The 17152-nt window shown below is 66.5% G+C and carries 15 protein-coding genes; 9 read left to right on the forward strand and 6 right to left on the reverse strand.

Annotation, left to right across the window (positions count from 1 at the left end):
• Positions 1 to 25 precede the first annotated feature (25 nt).
• A complete protein-coding gene (locus BGO20_RS08275; RefSeq protein ID WP_465246010.1) occupies positions 26 to 1156 on the reverse strand; it encodes a polyamine ABC transporter substrate-binding protein in 1131 nt (376 codons plus the stop codon).
• A gap of 161 nt (positions 1157 to 1317) precedes the next feature.
• Here BGO20_RS08275 and BGO20_RS08280 point away from each other — a divergent pair, with 161 nt between their 5' ends.
• Positions 1318 to 2055, forward strand: coding sequence for a DUF3750 domain-containing protein (locus BGO20_RS08280; RefSeq protein WP_291661385.1), 738 nt, complete (start codon positions 1318 to 1320; stop codon positions 2053 to 2055).
• Between the two features lie 6 nt (positions 2056 to 2061).
• Here the strand turns inward: BGO20_RS08280 and BGO20_RS08285 are convergent, their stop codons facing one another.
• On the reverse strand, positions 2062 to 3345 hold the full coding sequence (locus BGO20_RS08285; protein WP_291661386.1) for a cystathionine gamma-synthase family protein: 1284 nt from the start codon (positions 3343 to 3345) through the stop codon (positions 2062 to 2064).
• Between the two features lie 128 nt (positions 3346 to 3473).
• Between BGO20_RS08285 and BGO20_RS08290 the strand changes: the two genes are divergently transcribed.
• On the forward strand, positions 3474 to 3944 hold the full coding sequence (locus BGO20_RS08290; RefSeq protein ID WP_465246011.1) for an Lrp/AsnC family transcriptional regulator: 471 nt from the start codon (positions 3474 to 3476) through the stop codon (positions 3942 to 3944).
• Positions 3945 to 3968: 24 nt separating this feature from the next.
• Here BGO20_RS08290 and BGO20_RS08295 read toward each other — a convergent pair whose 3' ends face one another.
• Together BGO20_RS08295 and BGO20_RS08300 are read right to left on the reverse strand one after the other, a co-directional pair.
• On the reverse strand, positions 3969 to 4976 hold the full coding sequence (locus BGO20_RS08295) for an alpha/beta hydrolase (protein ID WP_291661388.1): 1008 nt from the start codon (positions 4974 to 4976) through the stop codon (positions 3969 to 3971).
• A gap of 132 nt (positions 4977 to 5108) precedes the next feature.
• On the reverse strand, positions 5109 to 6269 hold the full coding sequence (locus BGO20_RS08300) for an alpha/beta hydrolase (protein WP_291661389.1): 1161 nt from the start codon (positions 6267 to 6269) through the stop codon (positions 5109 to 5111).
• A 116-nt stretch (positions 6270 to 6385) separates the two neighbouring features.
• Between BGO20_RS08300 and meaB the strand changes: the two genes are divergently transcribed.
• Together meaB and BGO20_RS08310 are read left to right on the forward strand one after the other, a co-directional pair.
• A complete protein-coding gene (gene meaB / locus BGO20_RS08305; protein WP_291661391.1) occupies positions 6386 to 7372 on the forward strand; it encodes a methylmalonyl Co-A mutase-associated GTPase MeaB in 987 nt (328 codons plus the stop codon).
• A gap of 7 nt (positions 7373 to 7379) precedes the next feature.
• On the forward strand, positions 7380 to 8009 hold the full coding sequence (locus BGO20_RS08310) for a pyroglutamyl-peptidase I family protein (RefSeq protein WP_291661392.1): 630 nt from the start codon (positions 7380 to 7382) through the stop codon (positions 8007 to 8009).
• A 49-nt stretch (positions 8010 to 8058) separates the two neighbouring features.
• On the opposite strand, the gene BGO20_RS08315 is transcribed toward BGO20_RS08310, so the two are convergent.
• Positions 8059 to 9060 carry an asparaginase gene (locus BGO20_RS08315; protein ID WP_291661394.1) on the reverse strand — a complete coding sequence of 334 codons (1002 nt, stop codon included), beginning with the start codon at positions 9058 to 9060 and terminating at the stop codon, positions 8059 to 8061.
• A 105-nt stretch (positions 9061 to 9165) separates the two neighbouring features.
• On the opposite strand from BGO20_RS08315, the gene BGO20_RS08320 reads away from it, so the two are divergent.
• The 5 genes from BGO20_RS08320 to BGO20_RS08340 all read left to right on the forward strand — a co-directional run bounded on the left by BGO20_RS08320 (position 9166) and on the right by BGO20_RS08340 (position 15696).
• Complete coding sequence (locus tag BGO20_RS08320; protein ID WP_291661395.1) at positions 9166 to 10005, forward strand: alpha/beta hydrolase; 840 nt, start codon at positions 9166 to 9168, stop codon at positions 10003 to 10005.
• 52 nt (positions 10006 to 10057) lie between these two features.
• On the forward strand, positions 10058 to 10294 hold the full coding sequence (locus BGO20_RS08325) for an Lrp/AsnC ligand binding domain-containing protein (RefSeq protein ID WP_038361355.1): 237 nt from the start codon (positions 10058 to 10060) through the stop codon (positions 10292 to 10294).
• Between the two features lie 345 nt (positions 10295 to 10639).
• Entirely contained in the window at positions 10640 to 12940 is a 2301-nt protein-coding gene (locus BGO20_RS08330; protein WP_291661397.1) for an NADP-dependent malic enzyme, read from the forward strand.
• A gap of 143 nt (positions 12941 to 13083) precedes the next feature.
• The gene (locus BGO20_RS08335) at positions 13084 to 14685 is read left to right on the forward strand and encodes a peptide ABC transporter substrate-binding protein (RefSeq protein ID WP_291661399.1); all 1602 of its coding nucleotides are present in this window, start codon (positions 13084 to 13086) and stop codon (positions 14683 to 14685) included.
• A gap of 153 nt (positions 14686 to 14838) precedes the next feature.
• A complete protein-coding gene (locus BGO20_RS08340; protein ID WP_291661401.1) occupies positions 14839 to 15696 on the forward strand; it encodes a D-amino-acid transaminase in 858 nt (285 codons plus the stop codon).
• 126 nt (positions 15697 to 15822) lie between these two features.
• On the opposite strand, the gene guaD is transcribed toward BGO20_RS08340, so the two are convergent.
• Complete coding sequence (guaD, locus tag BGO20_RS08345) at positions 15823 to 17142, reverse strand: guanine deaminase (protein ID WP_291661403.1); 1320 nt, start codon at positions 17140 to 17142, stop codon at positions 15823 to 15825.
• Positions 17143 to 17152: the final 10 nt, after the last annotated feature.

The raw sequence follows: 17152 nt of genomic DNA on the forward strand, positions 1-17152 counted from the left end.
ACGGCCGCGCCCTGTCCGGAAGCGATCACTTGCCGGTCTTGATGCGCGTCCAGAGCCGGTTGACCAGCCGCTGCGACTTCTGGTCATAGGGCGTGATGGTGTAGAGCCGCCCCATCACCTCGTCCGGCGGATAGACGCCGGGGTTGTCGCGCAGGGCCGCCGAGAGGAGCGGCTTCGAGGCGATGTTGCCGTTGGCGTACTGGATGAAGTCCGAGTTCTTCGCCGCCATCTCGGGCTTGTTGACGAAGTCGATGAACTTCAGCGCGGCATCGACATTGGCCGCATCCTTCGGGACCACGAAGGAATCGAACCACATCAGCGCGCCTTCCTTCGGGATGGAATAGCCGATCTGGACGCCGTTCTTGGCCTCCTCGGCCCGCTTCTTGGCCTGCAGGATGTCGCCGGAATAGCCGACCGCCAGGCAGATATCGCCGTTGGCCAGCGCGTTGATGTACTCCGACGAGTGGAATTTCTGGATATAGGGCCGGATCTTGCGCAGCAATTCGCCGGCCTTGTTGAGATCGGCTTCCTTCTTCGAATCCGGGTCGAGCCCGAGATAGCGCAGCGCCGCGGGAAACATCTCCTCGGTTGCATCCAGCACATGGACGCCGCAATTGGAGAGCTTCTTGAGCTGTTCCGGCTCGAAGACGATCTTCCAGCTGTCGACCACCGCATCGGGGCCGAGGCGTTCCTTGATCTTCGCGAGGTTGTAGCCGATCCCCGTGGTGCCCCACATGTAGTTCACGGCGTAGGTGTTGCCGGGGTCGTATTTGGCCAGCCGCGTCTGGATCTCGGGCCAGATGTTCTTGAGGTTCGGTATCTTGGCCTTGTCGACCGGCTGGTAGAGGCCGAGCGGGATGTGGCGCGGCAGGAAGGAGGCCGTGACGACGATCAGGTCATAACCGGTCTTGCCGGCCAGCAGCTTGGTCTCGACCGTCTCCATCTGGTCAAAGGTATCGTAGACGACCGTGATCCCGGTTTCCTTCTTGAAGGCGTCGAGCACCTCGGGATCGACATAGTCGGACCAGTTGAAGATCCGGAGTTGCTTGTCCTGCGCCGCGGCCGGCGCCGAGAGAAGTCCCAGTCCGATCGCACAGGCCGCGATAATCCCGGCCAAACGTTTCTTCGTCCTGCTCAATCTGCCCCTCCATCGCATTCCGGCGCACGCTACCAGCTTTCCCCCGGCCATCAACCGCCAGCGGGGACGACCGCTCGCCTGCACACAGACAAGCGGCCAGGGAAAGCCTCCGGAGACTGACGCAAGCGTGATCGGCCCCGTGCTTGCCGGCCTGCATGACCTTGCACATACCGTGCCCGATGCGCTTTCTCCGCCGTTTCCTGCTGGTCTTCGCCCTCGTCTTCCTGCTGCCGGTCGCGAGCCATGCCGGCTGGTGGCTCTGGCAGACCCACGCGCCGGACTGGCGTCAGGCCGATTGGACCAGCGTCAGGCTCCTGCCAGCCGCCGCGATCGAACCCGACGCGAGCGTGCACATCTTCGCGGCCCGCGTCGGCCGCTGGCGCGGCATCTTCGCGCATCATTCCTGGGTCGTGGTGAAGGAGGCCAATGCCTCCGGCTATACGCGCTTCGACGTCGTCGGCTGGGGCATGCCGGTGCGCGTCAACCATCGCGAGGCAGACGGACGCTGGTTCGGCAATACACCGGAACTCGTGGCCGAGATTCGAGGCGAAGAGGCGGAGCGCCTGATCCCGCGCATCCGCGCCGCGGTGGCCAGCTATGCCTATTCGCAACCCGGCAGCTACCTTGCATGGCCGGGTCCGAACTCCAACAGCTTCGTCCAGCATGTGCTGACCGAAGTACCGGAACTGCGTCAGGCCCTGCCGCCAACCGCCATCGGTAAAGACTGGCGCGAGAGCGGCCTGTTCGCCGGGTTCACGCCGAGCCGCACCGGATTTCAGGCTTCGCTCTACGGGCTGGCCGGCGTCACGGTCGGCTGGGTCGAGGGCATCGAGGTCAACATCCTCGGGCTGGTGGCCGGGCTCGATCTGCGCAGCCCGGCGCTGAAGCTGCCGGGCTGGGGGCGGGTCGGGGTCTGAGCCTCCTCAAACCGCTTCGAAGGCCTGCGCCAGATCCGAGATCAGGTCCTCAATGTTCTCGATGCCGACCGAGATGCGGATCAGCGCGTCGGTCAGGCCGATCTCCTCGCGCAATTCGCGGGCGACGCCGGAATGGGTCATCGCCGCCGGATGCGAGACCAGCGTCTCGGTGCCGCCAAGGCTGACCGCGAGCTTCATGATCTGGAGATTGTCGAGCACGGCGAAAGCTTCCTTCTCGCCGCCCTTGACGTCGAAGGCGAAGGTCGAGCCCGCCGCCGTGCACTGCCGGTCGAAGACCGCCTTGCGCGGATCGCCGTCCTTGAGATTGCCGAGATAATGGACCTTCGCCACCTTCGGATGGCTCTCCAGATATTCGGCGACGAGCTTGGCGTTCTCGTTGGCGCGGCTCATGCGGATATCGAGCGTCTCGAGCGAGCGCATCAGCATCCAGCAGGAATTGGGATCGAGCTGCGTGCCGAGCGAGCCGCGCCAGCTCTTCACCTGCCGGACCAAAGCCTCGGAGCCGCTGATCGAGCCACCGACGAGGTCGGAATGGCCACCGACATATTTGGTCAGCGAGAGCAGCGAGAGATCGGCGCCCTGCTTCAGCGGCTTCTGGTATTTCGGGCCGAGCATGGTGTTGTCGACGACGACGGGCGGGCGGTGTCCCTGCGAGGTCTCCAGCTCGTCGGCGATCATCTTGCAGGCGGCGAGATCGACGAGGCCGTTGGTCGGGTTGGCCGGTGTCTCCACCAGGATCATCGCGACGCGGCCTTTGGCAGCCGCTTCCTTCGCGACCTGGCGCATCTGAGCGACATCGAGCCCATCGGTGAAGCCGAACGGCGTGACGCCGAAAGCCCCCATCTGGTTCTTCAGCAGGGTCTCGGTGCCGCCATAGAGCGGGCGCGAATGGATGATCGTGTCGCCCGGGCGCAGGAAAGCGAAGCAGGTCGTCGCGATCGCGGCCATGCCCGAGGCGAAGACGGCGCATTTCTCGGCCTCGTCCCAGATCGCCAGGCGATCCTCGAGGATTTCCATGTTGGGATGGTTGAAGCGCGAATAGACCAGGCCGGATTTCTCGCCGGGCTTGAGCTGGCGGCGTCCGGCCGTGAGATCGAAGAAATCCTTGCCCTGCTGGGCGTTCTCGAAGACGAAGGTCGATGTGAGGAAGACCGGCGGCTTGAGCGAGCCTTCCGACATGGCCGGCGAATAGCCGAAGCCCATCATCAGCGTCTCGGGGTGCAGCTTGCGGTTGGCGATCCGGTCCTTGTGATAGCCGTCGTTGCTCATGGTTGTCCTCCCGCGGTCCGGCGCATCTTTGTCCTGCGGTCAGGATAATCCTGCATGGACGCGATTGCTTGGTCGATCACACTCGCGTTATGGCTTCATCTGCATGTTTCTGCTCACACTGAGCCAAAATGGAGCATATGATGCTCGATACGATCGACCGCCGCATTCTCGCCCTGCTGCGCGAGGACGGGCGCATCACCAACCAGGAACTCTCGCAGAAGGTCGGCCTTTCGCCGACGCCGTGCCTGCGCCGCCTGAAGCGGCTGGAAGAGACCGGCGTCATCCAGGGCTATACGGCCGTCGTCGACCCGAAGGCCTATGGCCTGCCCTTCAGCGTCTTCGTCTCGGTGCGGCTGATCCAGCAAAATCAGGAACATATCGCCGAATTCGAGAAGGCGATCGAGAGCTGGAGCGAGGTGGCGGAGTGCTACCTGATGACCGGCTCGCAGGACTACCTGCTGCGCATCGTTACCGACGGCATCGAGGGCTATGAGCGCTTCCTGAAGCAGAAGGTGACGCGGCTGAAATGCATCCAGTCGGTCGAATCCAACTTCGCGCTCGCGACGATCAAGAAGCGCTCGGGCCTGCCACCGATCTGACCTGTCCGCGATGCCGGACCGTCCTCAATTCTCTCCGCGATCCATGGCGCGGCGCACGACCTGCGTCACTTCGCTGTCCGAGAGGAAGAGATCATGCCGCAACAGGCTCCAGCCGCGGCCGGCCGTATCGGCGACACGGATACCGAGCGCGTCGAGGCGGGCCCGGTCGGCCGCTCCCGCCCTCGCCACGCCCCCGGCGATACGGGCCGAAACGGCCAGGGCGCGGTCGTCCGGATCGATGATGACCGTGATGCGCCGCGCCAGCGGCGCGATCTTCTTCACGGTCTGCTCGAAGGCGTCGATATCGACATCGGGCGAGGCCAGGACGACGGAACCGATACGCGCATAGACGTCCGGCGAATCGCGCAGTTCGCGCAGCCCCTCCAGCGTCAGGAAGGTCCCCATCGAATGGGCGACGATATGGATGCGTCCGATGGTGGGGTTGGCGACGAGAGCTCGCAGGCTTTCGACGAAACCATCGCGGGACCACAGCGCGCTCTCGCGATCATAGGCATAGTCGAGCAGCTTGCCACCCGAGGGCCAGGTGAACAGCGCCGTGCGCCCCTGGAAGCGCAGCGAATGCGACAATTGGCCCGCACTGCGGACGGCGGACTCGAAGCTTTCATTGTAGCCATGGACATAAAGCAGCACGTCACGGCCGTTGGCGGCGTTCGAGAACACCCGTGGGGCGTCCGTCGCGGTCTCGCGCTCGATGCCGAGGATCGCCCAGTCGCCTGCCACCGCCGAGGAGACCCGCCCGGCAATGCCGCGGCCGGGAGGCGACAGCCTGACCTCGGCAAAGGTCAAAGGTCCGCGATCGCTCCCGAAAAAGGGGGCGGCGTTGCCGACCGATCGGCGCGTCGTCATCACCAGCAGGCGCGGGTCCTTGCCGAGCGCCGAAAGGTCCGACCGCTCGGGCTCGGAAAAGGGCGAGACGGTCGCCTCGCTCTGAGCACAGGCCGAAAGCCCCAGCGGCAACAACGAGGCGAGAGCCAGCGAGGCCCGTGAAAAGTCGCGCCTTGTGACAGGCATGGGAGCAGACATCCGGATCAGGCGAGAGAACGGTTCGGGGCGATCCGGCCTTAAGGGCAGGCCAAGGCGGCCAGAATGCGGCAAAGCCCGCGCCTTGATCAAAAGCAGCCGAGCCGTGCCGCCGGGATCACATCATTGCGCGCCCGAGATGATCGTGACCGGCGAGACCACCAGCCCGACCGTAGAACCGACCGTACCGACGACGCCGCCGGCAATGTCGCCCAGCCGGTCGCCCAGCTGCGGACCGGCGAAGCCGATGCCCCGGTCCTGCCTCAGCCTGTTACCGATGAGCTGCACCACCTTTGGCGACGAGGCGAATTTGGCGTGATTCAGGCCATCGCCCGACGAGACCTCCGAGAGGTCGATGATATGCGCCCCGAGCTTCTCGAGCTCGGCGATCGTCTCGGTGTCCTTGGCCGAGACGGCTCCAAGACGGGTCTTGTCGCCGGCGAAGCGGCGCGAGAAGTCGAGTGCGCGGTCGTCCGCCGAGACGAAGACGGTCACCGGCCGCCGGATGACGTGCATCAGTGTCTTGAAGACGTCGAGGTCGACGTCGGGTGCGGCGAGCATCACGTCGCGCAGCTTGCCGCCGAAGGTGCCGTCTCCGCGAATTGCCGCCTGGCGCAAGGTTTCCAGCGTCAGGATCGTGCCCATGGAATGGGCGAGGATGTCCATGCGGCCGGGTCCGATGTCGCGCGCGATGCCCCGCAGGTTGGCCTCGAGGAAATCGCGCGAGTAGTAGGCGCTTTCGCGGTCGTAGGGGTAGGCGAGCAACTGGCCGCGGGAAGGCCAGGAAAACAGCACCGGCACGCCCTTGAAGCCGGAATCGTAGACGATCTGGGCAAAGCGATACACCGCGTCGGCGAAATTCGTGTTGTAGCCATGGACGAAGACCAGCACGTCCCGCTCGCCTGCCGGGCGGCGCAGGATCTCCCGCCGGACGTCGGCAACGACCGGGGCAAGGTCGAGCCGCTGGATGTTGATCGCAGCGAAATGCTTCGCGGGGTCGCCGGGGCCCGATGCGGGCAATTCGAGCTGCCCCGGCTTGTGGATCCGCGGCACCGTGATCTCGAGCTTGGCGAAGGCCAGCTTCGAGGCGCGCTCGCCATCGAAGTAGACCGGCGGCGGCGAGGTCTCGCGCGTCGTCGCGACATAAATCTCGACCTTGCCGGCGATTTCCTGCCTGGACGCCTCGCTGATATCGAGGACGCGCGGGGTTCCGCAGGCGGCCAGCAGCAGAGGCGCGACCAACGCCAGAAGGAGGACCCGGAACCGCACCGCCACGCCGATCATGATGCTCTCGTCTCACCGAAGCGGCCAATGTTCAAGATGACATTACGACAGGCGCGCGACGGAGGCGCGGTCGCCGCGCCTTGCCGCCGGCTCCATCGGCTTGCTAACTGACCGCCATGGTCGAAGCCATCTCCCGCACAGAATCGCTGGCTCGTGCCATCCTGGCGGGTGATCGCGCGGCGCTGGCGCGCGCGATCACACTTGCGGAGTCGCGCCGCGCCGACCATCGCGAGCAGGCGCGGTCGCTGGTCCAGCAGCTGCTGCCCCATACCGGCGGCGCGATCCGAGTCGGGATCACCGGCGTTCCGGGTGTCGGCAAGTCGACCACGATCGACGCGCTCGGCAGCCACCTGACCGCAAAAGGGCATAAGGTTGCGGTTCTCGCGGTCGACCCCTCCTCGACCCGGACCGGCGGCTCCATCCTCGGCGACAAGACGCGGATGGCGCGGCTCGCCGTCGATCCGCACGCCTATATCCGGCCCTCGCCTTCGTCCGGGACGCTGGGCGGCGTCGCCGCCAAGACACGCGAGACCATGCTGCTGTGCGAGGCCGCAGGGTTCGACGTCATCTTGGTCGAGACGGTCGGCGTCGGCCAGTCGGAGACCGCGGTCGCCGACCTGACCGACTTCTTCCTCGTGTTGATGCTGCCGAATGCCGGCGACGAACTGCAGGGCATCAAGAAGGGCATCATCGAGCTGGCCGACATGATCGCGGTCAACAAGGCCGACGGGGCCGGAGCGACCGCGGCGCGCGCCGCCGCAGCGCAATACAAGGCGGCGCTGCATATCCTGGCCCCGGCCTCACCGCTGTGGTCGACGCCCGTCGTCACGATTTCCGGCCTGACGGGAGAAGGGCTCGAGGCGCTCTGGTCGAAGATCGAGGCGCACCGCCACCGCTTCGAGGCGAAGGGCCTCATCACGCAGAAGCGGCGCCGGCAGGACGTGAAATGGATGTGGGCGATGGTGCAGGACCGGCTGCAGGCCAGGCTCCGAAGCGACCCGGAGCTGAAGGCGCGGACACCCGCGCTGGAGGCGGCGGTCGCTGCCGGCACCCTGGCGCCGACGCTCGCCGCCGACGAGATCGCCCGGGCGCTGGGCCTGTGAGGACGTGATGCATACCGATCTGCTCGTCACCGGCTTCGGCCCGTTTCCGCGAGTGAGGGTCAATCCGACCACCGTGCTTGCGCATGCGGTGGCCCAACGGCTGCGCCGGTCCGGCCTCAGCGTGCGCAGCCTCGTTCTGGAAACCAGCTACGGCACCGGACTGCCCCAGCTGATCCGAGACATCGAAACAAGCAGGCCGCGCGCGCTTTTGATGCTCGGCATCGCCGCCCGTGCCCGTCACGTCCGGGTCGAACTCTTCGCGCGGGGCCGCTCCAGCATCCTGCATCCGGATGCGAGCGGGCGGACCCCTGCGAAGATCGGTGCGAGAGGGAGCGCCGGCCTGCCCAGCCGCACGAGAGGCCGTGCGCCGGTCGCTCTGGCGCAGCTGCGCCGCCACGCGGTCGTCAGCCGTCTTTCGCCTTCGGCGGGGCGCTACCTCTGCGACGCTAGCTATGCGGCGGCGCTCCGCCACCCCGCCACGGCAGGACGGCCGGTGCTCTTCGTGCATGTGCCGTGGCCGCGACCGGCAGCCGGCGCGCGTCCCGCCGCGCGCGTCGCCGGTTTCCGGCCCGGAATCGGCCAGCTCGCGAGGGCGCTGGCGGCCATCGGACGCGAACTGGCGATCAGAGGCCGCTGACGCGGCCCGGTCGTGCGGCAAGGCAACAGACAGCGCCGGCCGTCACCCGTCAGCCGTCAGCCGGTGCTCTCACGCGCCCGACCTCGATGCCGTTCCAGTTCTTCAGCACCGCCTCGCGCAGCGGAGCGAAGGCGGCCTGCGTCGGCTCGTCCATGGGCAGGAAGCGGCCGATCAGGGCCGCCAGCGCAACCTCGGCGGCACGACCGGCGCCGTCATCGCATTTGAGCGCGATGCCATAGCCCAATTCAGGCAGAGCGGCGCAGTAGACGCCCTCCGCGCCGGTCTTGGTGAAGGCACGGGCGCCGAGCAGGCCCATCAGCTTCGTGTCGAAACGATCGGTGCCGGCGACCATGAAGGGATGCGCCGCGGCGGCGGCCCGGATGCGGGCGGCCGCCCTGGCGCGCTCCGGTCCGAAGCCATGGCCCGTGCCGAACCGGGCGAAACCGAGCGCTAGCGCCGTCAGCGGCACAGCATAGGAGGGAATCGAGCAGCCGTCGATGCCCATGCGCTCGCTGGAATGCTCCGCGCCGGTGACCTCCTCCAGCGCGCCCCGCACCGCCTGCTGGACGGCGTGGCCCTGCCTGACATAGCCGGCGGGATCCTCGTCGAGCGCGCAAGACAGGCAGACGAAGCCGGCATGCTTGCCCGAGCAGTTGTTGTTCAGCGCGCTGGGCTCGGCGCCGGACCGCGCGAGAGCGCGCGCCGCCACCTCGTTCATCGGCCAGTGCGCGCCGCATTCGAGACAGCCGATATCGCGCCCGGCCTTCTTCAGCATGGCGAGCGACGTCTCGGCATGGCGCGGCTCGCCCGAATGCGAGGAAACGGCGAGCGCGATCTCCGCATCGGTCAGCCCGTAACGGTCGGCGGCGCCGCTCTCGATCAGCGGCAGCCCCTGGATCGCCTTGACGGCGGAACGCGGAAAGACGGGGCGCGCGACGTCGCCTGCGGAGAACACCACGCCGCCATCGGCGTCGATGACGACCGCCGCGCCGCGATGGCGCGATTCGACGGCATTGCCGCGCGTGACTTCGGCGAGGACTGGGTTTTCCATGGCGACCTCCGCTGCCCGACCGGCAGATGCGCCGCTTTTGCCGCCGGCGACGCAAGCTGTCAAAAGCGGTGGCGGAAAGCCGCAACTGCTGCCACGGTGCCGCCCATGGATCAGACGACGACCGCCCCCGATTACGAGGCCGAGTACAACAATCGGGCCCGCGTGCCGGAGCACCCGGGAATCATCGCTGGCTGGCAGGCCGACGCCGCAGCCTATCGCGCCACGGCGCCGTGCGAGCTCGGCATTCCCTATGGCGAGGGCGAGCGCCAGAGCTACGACCTGTTCAAGCCCGAGGCGGCGCGCGGCAACGCCCTGGTCATGTTCATCCATGGCGGCTACTGGCAGGCGCTAGACCGCAGCTTCTTCTCGCACATGGCCCGCGGGCTGAACCGGCTGGGGCTGCCCGTCGCGGTCGTCGGCTACGACCTCTGCCCCCAGGTCCATCTCGGCCATATCGTATGGGAACTCCAGCAGGCCGCCGCTGCGCTGTGGCGCCGCTATGGTCTGCCGGTGGTCGCGAGCGGGCATTCGGCCGGCGGCCATCTGTCCGCCTGCACGCTGGCGACCAACTGGCACAATGTCGACCCCGACCTGCCCGACCGGCTCGTCCCGGCGGCCTATGGCATCTCGGGGCTCTACAACCTCAAGCCTCTGACCGAGACGAGCATCAACACGGCGCTGGGCCTCGACATGGCGGCGGCGGAACGGGAGAGCCCGCTGTTCTGGCCTGCGCCCTCGCGCCTGACGATGGACGCCGTCGTAGGCGGCGCCGAGAGCGACGAGTATCACAAGCAGAGCCGCCGCCTCGTCGATGTCTGGGGGCTGGAGGGCGTGCAGACGCGCTACGAGGAAATCGAGGGCGCGAACCATTTCACGGTGATCGCCGGCCTGGCCGACCCGGAGAATCCGATGACGCGGCGGATTGCGGCTCTCGCAGGCGCTTGATCTTCGGGCGCCGGGGGTTCTATCCAGACCCATCAGAGTTTCGGAGCGCGCGATGCAGACCTTCTTCGTCGAGATCAAATGCAAGCTCGGCAAGACCTACGAGGTCGCCAGCGAACTGGCCGACCGCGAGATCGCTTCCGAGATCTACTCGACGGCCGGCAACTACGACATCCTGGCGAAGTTCCATGTCGCGGCGGATGTGGATATCGGCCATTTCGTCGCCCAGAAGGTGCAGTCGATCCCCGAGATCGCCGACACGCACACCATCATCACCTTCAAGGCGTTCTGAGCAGCCCTTCGCGTCTCCGAGCCCAGTCGCGAGCCGCCTCCTCGTAAGGCGGCTTTTCGAAAGCGCGGTCCCGCCCTTTCCGGGCTTTCGTCGCTTTCCCGAGTCATTTCCGTGACTTGGCTGCGAGGCCTCTCATGCCGATTCAATGACTTGCCAAAGTGATTCAAGTCCTGACGGTCCCGCGCCGCGAGCGGAGCTGCGCTGGAGGTCGAAAGCCCGGGAGAACCGCGTCCCAGGCAGCATGTCTTTGCGCGTCAGCAAGGCACCCGGCCGCCTTGCGACGGCTTGACGGCATGGGGCCTTTCGCGCGACCAGCATCCTTCGGACTGCAGGGACCCTCGCGCCATGAAAAGCACGCTCTCCACCGATCTGCGCTCGGGCGCCCTCGTCTATCACCGGCAGCCGCGCCCCGGTAAGCTCGAGATCCAGGCGACGAAGCCGCTCGGCAACCAGCGCGACCTGGCTCTCGCCTACTCGCCCGGCGTCGCCGCCGCCTGCGAGGCGATCGTCGACGATCCGGCGGAAGCGGCCGAACTCACCTCCCGCCAGAACCTCGTCGCCGTCGTCACCAACGGCACCGCCGTGCTCGGCCTCGGCGACATCGGCCCGCTGGCCTCGAAGCCGGTGATGGAAGGCAAGGCGGTCCTGTTCAAGAAATTCGCCGGTATCGACTGCTTCGACATCGAGGTCGAGCAGAAGGACATCGCCAAATTCGTGGAGGTCGTCGCGGCGCTGGAGCCGACCTTCGGCGGCATCAATCTCGAGGACATCAAGGGCCCGGAGTGCTTCGAGATCGAGGAGCAGCTCAAGGCCCGGATGAAGATCCCGGTCTTCCATGATGACCAGCACGGCACCGCGATCATCGTCGGCGCCGCCGTCCTGAACGGGCTCGACCTCGCCGGCAAGAAGATCGCCGACGTCAAGATCGTCGTCTCCGGCGCCGGCGCCGCGGCGCTGGCCTGCACCAACCTGCTGGTCGAGCTCGGCGCGCAGCGCCGGAACATCTGGATCACCGACCTCGAAGGCGTGGTCTACAAGGGCCGCACCGCCCTGATGGATCGCTGGAAGGAGGTCTATGCGCAGCAGACCGAGGCCCGCACGCTGAACGACGTGATCGGCGATGCCGACATCTTCCTCGGCCTCTCCGCGGCTGGCGTGCTGAAGCCGGAAATGGCCGGGCGCATGGCGCCGAAGCCCCTGATTCTGGCGCTCGCCAACCCCAGCCCCGAGATCACGCCGGAGGATGCGCTGGCCGTCCGCCCCGACGCGATGATCTGCACCGGCCGCTCGGACTACCCGAACCAGGTCAACAATGTCCTGTGCTTCCCCTACATCTTCCGGGGCGCGCTCGACGTGCAGGCGACGACGATCAACGAGGCGATGAAGCTCGCCGCCGTGCGCGCCATCGCGTCGCTCGCCCGCGAAGCGACGTCGGATGTGGCGGCGCGCGCCTATGGCGGCGAGGCCTCGACCTTCGGCAAGACCTCGCTGATCCCGAATCCGTTCGATCCGCGGCTGATCATGCGCATCGCGCCGGCGGTGGCGGAAGCCGCCATGGCCACGGGCGTCGCCCGCAAGCCGCTGGTCGATGTCGAGGCCTATCGCGAACAGCTTTCCCGCTTCGTCTTCCGCTCCGGCTTCCTGATGAAGCCGCTGTTCCAGCAGGCCAAGGCCGATCCCAAGCGGGTGATCTATGCCGAAGGCGAGGATGAGCGGGTGCTGCGCGCCGCCCAGGTCGCGCTGGAGGAAGGGCTCGCCGTTCCGATCCTGATCGGCCGCCCCAGCGTGATCGAGACCCGCATCCAGCGCTTCGGCCTGACGCTCAAGCCCGGCGTCGATTTCGAGGTGGTGAATCCCGAGGACGACCCGCGCTACCGCGATTACGTCCAGACCTATCTCGACATCGCCGGCCGGCGCGGCATCACGCCCGAAGCCGCCCGCTCGCTGGTGCGCACCAACAACACCGTGATCGCGGCGCTCGCGGTGGCGCGAGGCGAAGCCGACGCGATGATCACCGGCCTGGAAGGCCGCTTCATGTCGCGGCTGCGACACATCAAGGACATCATCGGCCTGGCGCCGGGCGTCTGCGACATCGCGGCGATGACGCTGATCATTACCAACAAGGGCGCCTTCTTCCTCGGCGACACTCATGTGAAGCCCGATCCCACCGCCGAGGAGATCGCCGACATGACCGTGCTGGCGGCAAGCCATGTCCAGCGTTTCGGCCTGGAACCGAAGATCGCGCTGCTCTCGCATTCGGATTTCGGCGCCGCCGACACGCCGAGCTCGCTCAAGATGCGCAATGCCCTGAAGCTGATCCGCGAACGCGCGCCTAATCTGGAATGCGATGGCGAGATGGAAGCCGACACCGCGCTGGTGCCGCTGATCCGCGAGCGCGTCCTGCCCTCCTCGACGCTGAAGGACATGGCGAACGTCCTGATCTTTCCCAATCTCGACGCGGCCAACATCTCCTACCAGTTCGCCAAGGTGCTGGCCGATGCCCTGCCCGTCGGCCCGATCCTGATCGGCACGGCCAAGCCCGCCCATATCCTCACCGGCTCCGTGACAGCACGCGGCGTCGTCAACATGACGGCGGTCGCGGTGGTCGAGGCGCAGGAGAGCGCTGCTGCGGCGGCGGGCAGATAGCCTGCCGCCAGCTCCTGACAGCGCCACCCGCGAAACCTTAGTCGGCACACGCTTTTTCCGGCTTGGCAGAATGGCCTGGCCGGTCTCTACTTCTGCGAGTCGGGCCACGCTCGCGCCGGTGCCCGGCGCAAGGAGTGGTTGCCATGCTCGACGTCACGCGCCGCCGCGCCCCTCTGGCGTTCGCCGCCCTGCTGGCGACATTGCGCGGTGCCGCGGCGAACGGAGCGACGATCTTCCACCGCGGCAACGACGGCGATCCGGAGACGCTCGACCCGCACCGGACCTCTACCGTGGCCGAAGCGCATCTGCTGCGGGACCTCCGCGAAGGGCTGGTCATCAACAACGTGAAGGGCGAGGTCGTTGCCGGCGTCGCCGAAAGCTGGACGACCAGCGACGACGGCAGGCTCTGGCGCTTCAGTTTGCGCTCCGATGCCAAATGGTCGAACGGAGAGCCGTTGAGGGCGAGCGACTTCGTCCACTCCTTCCGGCGGATCATCAATCCAGAGACCGGCGCCAAATACGCCAACCTGCTGTTCCCGATCCGCAATGCCGAGGCGATCCACAAGGCCGCGACGGGCTCCGCGCTGGAGGATCTCGGCGTGCGTGCGCCTGACGATCGGACGCTCGAGATCGAACTGGAGCGCCCCACGCCCTATCTGCTCGAACTTCTGACGCATCAGAGCGCCCTGCCGGTTCATCCGGCCAGCGCCGCGAAAGCCAGCCTCGCCCCGACCAGCACAGGCAGCTGGATCACCAACGGCGCCTACAGCCTCAGCGAGTTCGTGCCGAATTCGCATATCCGGCTGGACCGCAACCCGCACTTTCACGACGCAAGCCAGGTGAAGATCGACACCGTCATCTTCTATCCCGCGCCCGACCTCGCCGCCGCGGCGCAGCGCTTCCTGGCCGGCGAGTTGCAATTGACCACCGATATTCCCGCCGATCAGGTCAAGGAGCTCAGGCGCAAGCTCGGCGACCAGGTCCAGATCGGGCCTTATCTGGCCACGTATTTCCTGATCCTCAACACCTCGAAGCAACCCTTCGACGACCCGCGGGTGCGCCGCGCGCTGTCGCTCCAGATCGACCGGGATTTCATCGCCGATGCGATATGGGGCGGCACGATGTTGCCGGCCTATGGCGTGATCCCGCCGCATATCGGCAACTATGGCGAACGGGCGGAAATGGATTTCCGCTATGAATCCGGGCTCGAACGCGAGGACGAGGCCAGGCAGCTCCTCGGCGCAGCCGGCTTCGGCAGCGGCATGCCGCTCGACATCGAGTTCCGCTTCAACACCACCGACAACAATCGCCGCACCGCCGCCGCCATCGCCGAGCAGTGGCGCGCGATCGGCGTCGAGACGCGCTTCGTCGAGACGGACTACCGCGCGCACTTCGCCTATCTGCGCAGCGGCGGGGATTTCGACGTCGCGCGCTACGGCTGGATCGGCGACTATTCCGACCCGCAGAATTTTCTATTCCTGTTCCAGAGCGACAATCCCGGCTTCAACATCGGCAAATACGCCAATCCCCGTTTCGATGCGCTGATGAAGCTCGCCGCCGACGAACTCGACATCGCGAAGCGCGCCGCGATCCTGCGCGAGGCCGACAGCATCGTCACCACCGAGCAGCCCTGGATTCCGGTGCTTCACTATTCGACCAAGAACCTGGTTTCGCCGAGGCTATCGGGCTTCGAGCAGAACCTGCGCGGAGTGGTTCCGACACGTTTCCTCAGCCTTGCAACCTGATCGGGTGCTGGCGGCGCGAAGGCCGCGGCTCCGCGGCGAACCCGGTCGCCCTGCGCCAGACGCCGGGCCGATTTCCCGGCTTCGCGCTCGCAAGCATTGCCAAGCTTCGCTAGGAAGAAGCCGGTCTTACCTCCCACAGCAGAGTCCGCATCCATGAGTCGCATCGTCTACGTCAACGGCGCCTACCTCCCGGAGGAAGAGGCCAAGATTTCCGTTTTCGACCGCGGCTTCATCTTCGGCGACGGCATCTATGAGGTTTCGGCTGTCATCGGCGGCAAGCTGGTCGATTGCGAGGCGCACCTGGCCCGCCTCGAGCGGTCATGCGGCGAAATCCGCCTTGCCCTGCCCTGGTCGAAGGCCGAGCTCGTCGCTGTTCATGAGGAGCTGATCAAGCGCAACAACCTCGACGAGGGCGGCATCTACCTGCAGGTCTCGCGCGGCGCGGCCGATCGCGACTTCCCCTTCCCGAAGGATGTCGCGCCCACGCTGGTGATGTTCACCCAGGCCCGCAATTTCGTGAACGCGCCGGCGGCGAAGACCGGCATCAAGGTCGTCTCGACTCCGGACCTGCGCTGGGCCCGCCGCGACATCAAGAGCGTCAACCTGCTCGCTCCCGTGCTCGCCAAGCAGTTCGCGCTGGAAAGCGGTGCGCAGGAGGCCTGGCTCACCGAGGACGGCGTGGTGACCGAGGGTGCCTCCTCCACCGCCTGGATCGTCAAGGGCAAGACGCTGATCTCGCGCCCGCTCTCCAACAAGGTGCTGCCGGGCATCACCCGCAAGGCCGTGCTGGCCTATCTCGCGGAATCCGGTTTCAGCTTCGAGGAGCGCGAATTCACGCTGGAAGAAGCGCTCGACGCCGAGGAGGCCTTCATCACCTCCGCGACGAGCCTCGTCATGCCGGTGACGACGATCGACGGCCACACGATCCATAACGGCGCGCCCGGCCCGACCGCGCAACGCCTGCGCGAGATCTATATCGACTACGCCCGCAAGGGCGGCGTCCTGGGCTGAGATAGGCCGCTGTGACCTTGGCGTCATGCTCGCCTTCGCGGCGAGCATCCACGTCTTGAACACCACGCGCGATCAACCAAGCAAAGACGTGGATGGTCGGGACAAGCCCGACCATGACGGGTTGCGTCAGATGGCTCCTTCCGGGAGTCCCACCCGCTCCCCCATCACATAGGTCGCGACGACATTCCGCTCGTCGCCGAGCGTGACGAGCACGAAGAGTTCCTCTGCGAGGTCGCGCACCGTTTCCAGGCGATGCGCCATCGCCCGCGTCGCGCCCGTATCGAGCACGACGACATCCGCCTCGCGGCCGGGCTCGAAACTGCCGATCCAATGATCGAGGCCGAGCGCCACGGCATTGCCGCGCGTGATCGCATGCAGGGCTTCGAAAGCCGGCAGGCTTTGCCCTTGAAGCTGCAGCACCTTGTAGGCCTCGGCCATCGTCCGGAGCATCGAATAGGAGGTGCCGCCGCCGATATCGGTGGCGACCGCGACCTTCACGCCGCGCTGCCGCGCATGGGCCCAGTCGAACAGTCCTGAACCCAGGAACAGGTTGGAGGTCGGGCAGAACACCGCGACCGCGCCGGTCTCGGCGAAGGCCTGCCACTCGTTATGCGTCATGTGGATGCAATGACCCATCAGGCTCCTCGGCCCGAGCAGACCGTAACCGCGATAGATGTCGGCGTAGTCAGCAGCTTCCGGGTAAAGCTCGCGGGCGAAGGCGATCTCGGCCCGGTTCTCGTCGATATGCGTTTGGACGTGGCAATCGGGATGCTCGGCTGCCAGCTTCCCGGCTGCCGCCAATTGCTCCGGCGTCGAGGTGATCGCGAAGCGCGGCGTGATCGCATAGAGCTGCCGACCCTTGCCGTGCCAGCGGGCGATCAGCGCCTTCGAATCGCGATAGCTGCTCTCGGCCGTGTCGGTCAGCGCTTCCGGCGCGTTGCGGTCCATCATCACCTTGCCGGCGATCATGCGCGTGTTGCGGCGCTGCGACTCCGCGAAGAAGGCTTCCGCCGATTGCGGGTGGACCGAACAATAGACCGCAGCCGTGGTCGTGCCGTTGGCCAGCAACTCATCGAGGAAAAAGCGTGAGAGTTTCTCGGCATGGCCTTGCTGGGCGAGCTTTTGCTCCTCGACGAAGGTGTATTTGTTCAGCCACTCCATGAGCTGGGCGCCATAGGAGGCGACGACCTGCGTCTGCGGCATGTGGATATGGGCGTCGATGAAGCCCGGCATGATCAGATGCGGGCGATGGTCAATGATCTCGGCGCTTGCCGGCAGTGTCCGCAGCAGTTCGCGCGCCTCCCCGGCCGCCTTGACCAGCCCGTTCTCGATGATGAGCAAACCGTCCTCGACGAAGCGATGCGCGGCTTCGCCGGCAATCTGCGGATCGTCGACAAACCAGAGCAGACGGCCGCGCAGGGCACGCGGGGCGGTGGATTCAGTCACGGTCGGCGGC

This window comes from Allobosea sp. 67-29 (genome assembly GCF_001898115.1).
Classification (GTDB): domain Bacteria; phylum Pseudomonadota; class Alphaproteobacteria; order Rhizobiales; family Beijerinckiaceae; genus Allobosea.

Coding starts and splice junctions, on each gene's coding strand:
- BGO20_RS08275 (WP_465246010.1), bottom strand. CDS start 1,156: ATGCGATGGAGGGGCAGATTGAGCAGGACGAAGAAACGTTTGGCCGGG.
- BGO20_RS08280 (WP_291661385.1), top strand. CDS start 1,318: ATGCGCTTTCTCCGCCGTTTCCTGCTGGTCTTCGCCCTCGTCTTCCTG.
- BGO20_RS08285 (WP_291661386.1), bottom strand. CDS start 3,345: ATGAGCAACGACGGCTATCACAAGGACCGGATCGCCAACCGCAAGCTG.
- BGO20_RS08290 (WP_465246011.1), top strand. CDS start 3,474: ATGGAGCATATGATGCTCGATACGATCGACCGCCGCATTCTCGCCCTG.
- BGO20_RS08295 (WP_291661388.1), bottom strand. CDS start 4,976: ATGCCTGTCACAAGGCGCGACTTTTCACGGGCCTCGCTGGCTCTCGCC.
- BGO20_RS08300 (WP_291661389.1), bottom strand. CDS start 6,269: ATGATCGGCGTGGCGGTGCGGTTCCGGGTCCTCCTTCTGGCGTTGGTC.
- meaB (WP_291661391.1), top strand. CDS start 6,386: ATGGTCGAAGCCATCTCCCGCACAGAATCGCTGGCTCGTGCCATCCTG.
- BGO20_RS08310 (WP_291661392.1), top strand. CDS start 7,380: ATGCATACCGATCTGCTCGTCACCGGCTTCGGCCCGTTTCCGCGAGTG.
- BGO20_RS08315 (WP_291661394.1), bottom strand. CDS start 9,060: ATGGAAAACCCAGTCCTCGCCGAAGTCACGCGCGGCAATGCCGTCGAA.
- BGO20_RS08320 (WP_291661395.1), top strand. CDS start 9,166: ATGGATCAGACGACGACCGCCCCCGATTACGAGGCCGAGTACAACAAT.
- BGO20_RS08325 (WP_038361355.1), top strand. CDS start 10,058: ATGCAGACCTTCTTCGTCGAGATCAAATGCAAGCTCGGCAAGACCTAC.
- BGO20_RS08330 (WP_291661397.1), top strand. CDS start 10,640: ATGAAAAGCACGCTCTCCACCGATCTGCGCTCGGGCGCCCTCGTCTAT.
- BGO20_RS08335 (WP_291661399.1), top strand. CDS start 13,084: ATGCTCGACGTCACGCGCCGCCGCGCCCCTCTGGCGTTCGCCGCCCTG.
- BGO20_RS08340 (WP_291661401.1), top strand. CDS start 14,839: ATGAGTCGCATCGTCTACGTCAACGGCGCCTACCTCCCGGAGGAAGAG.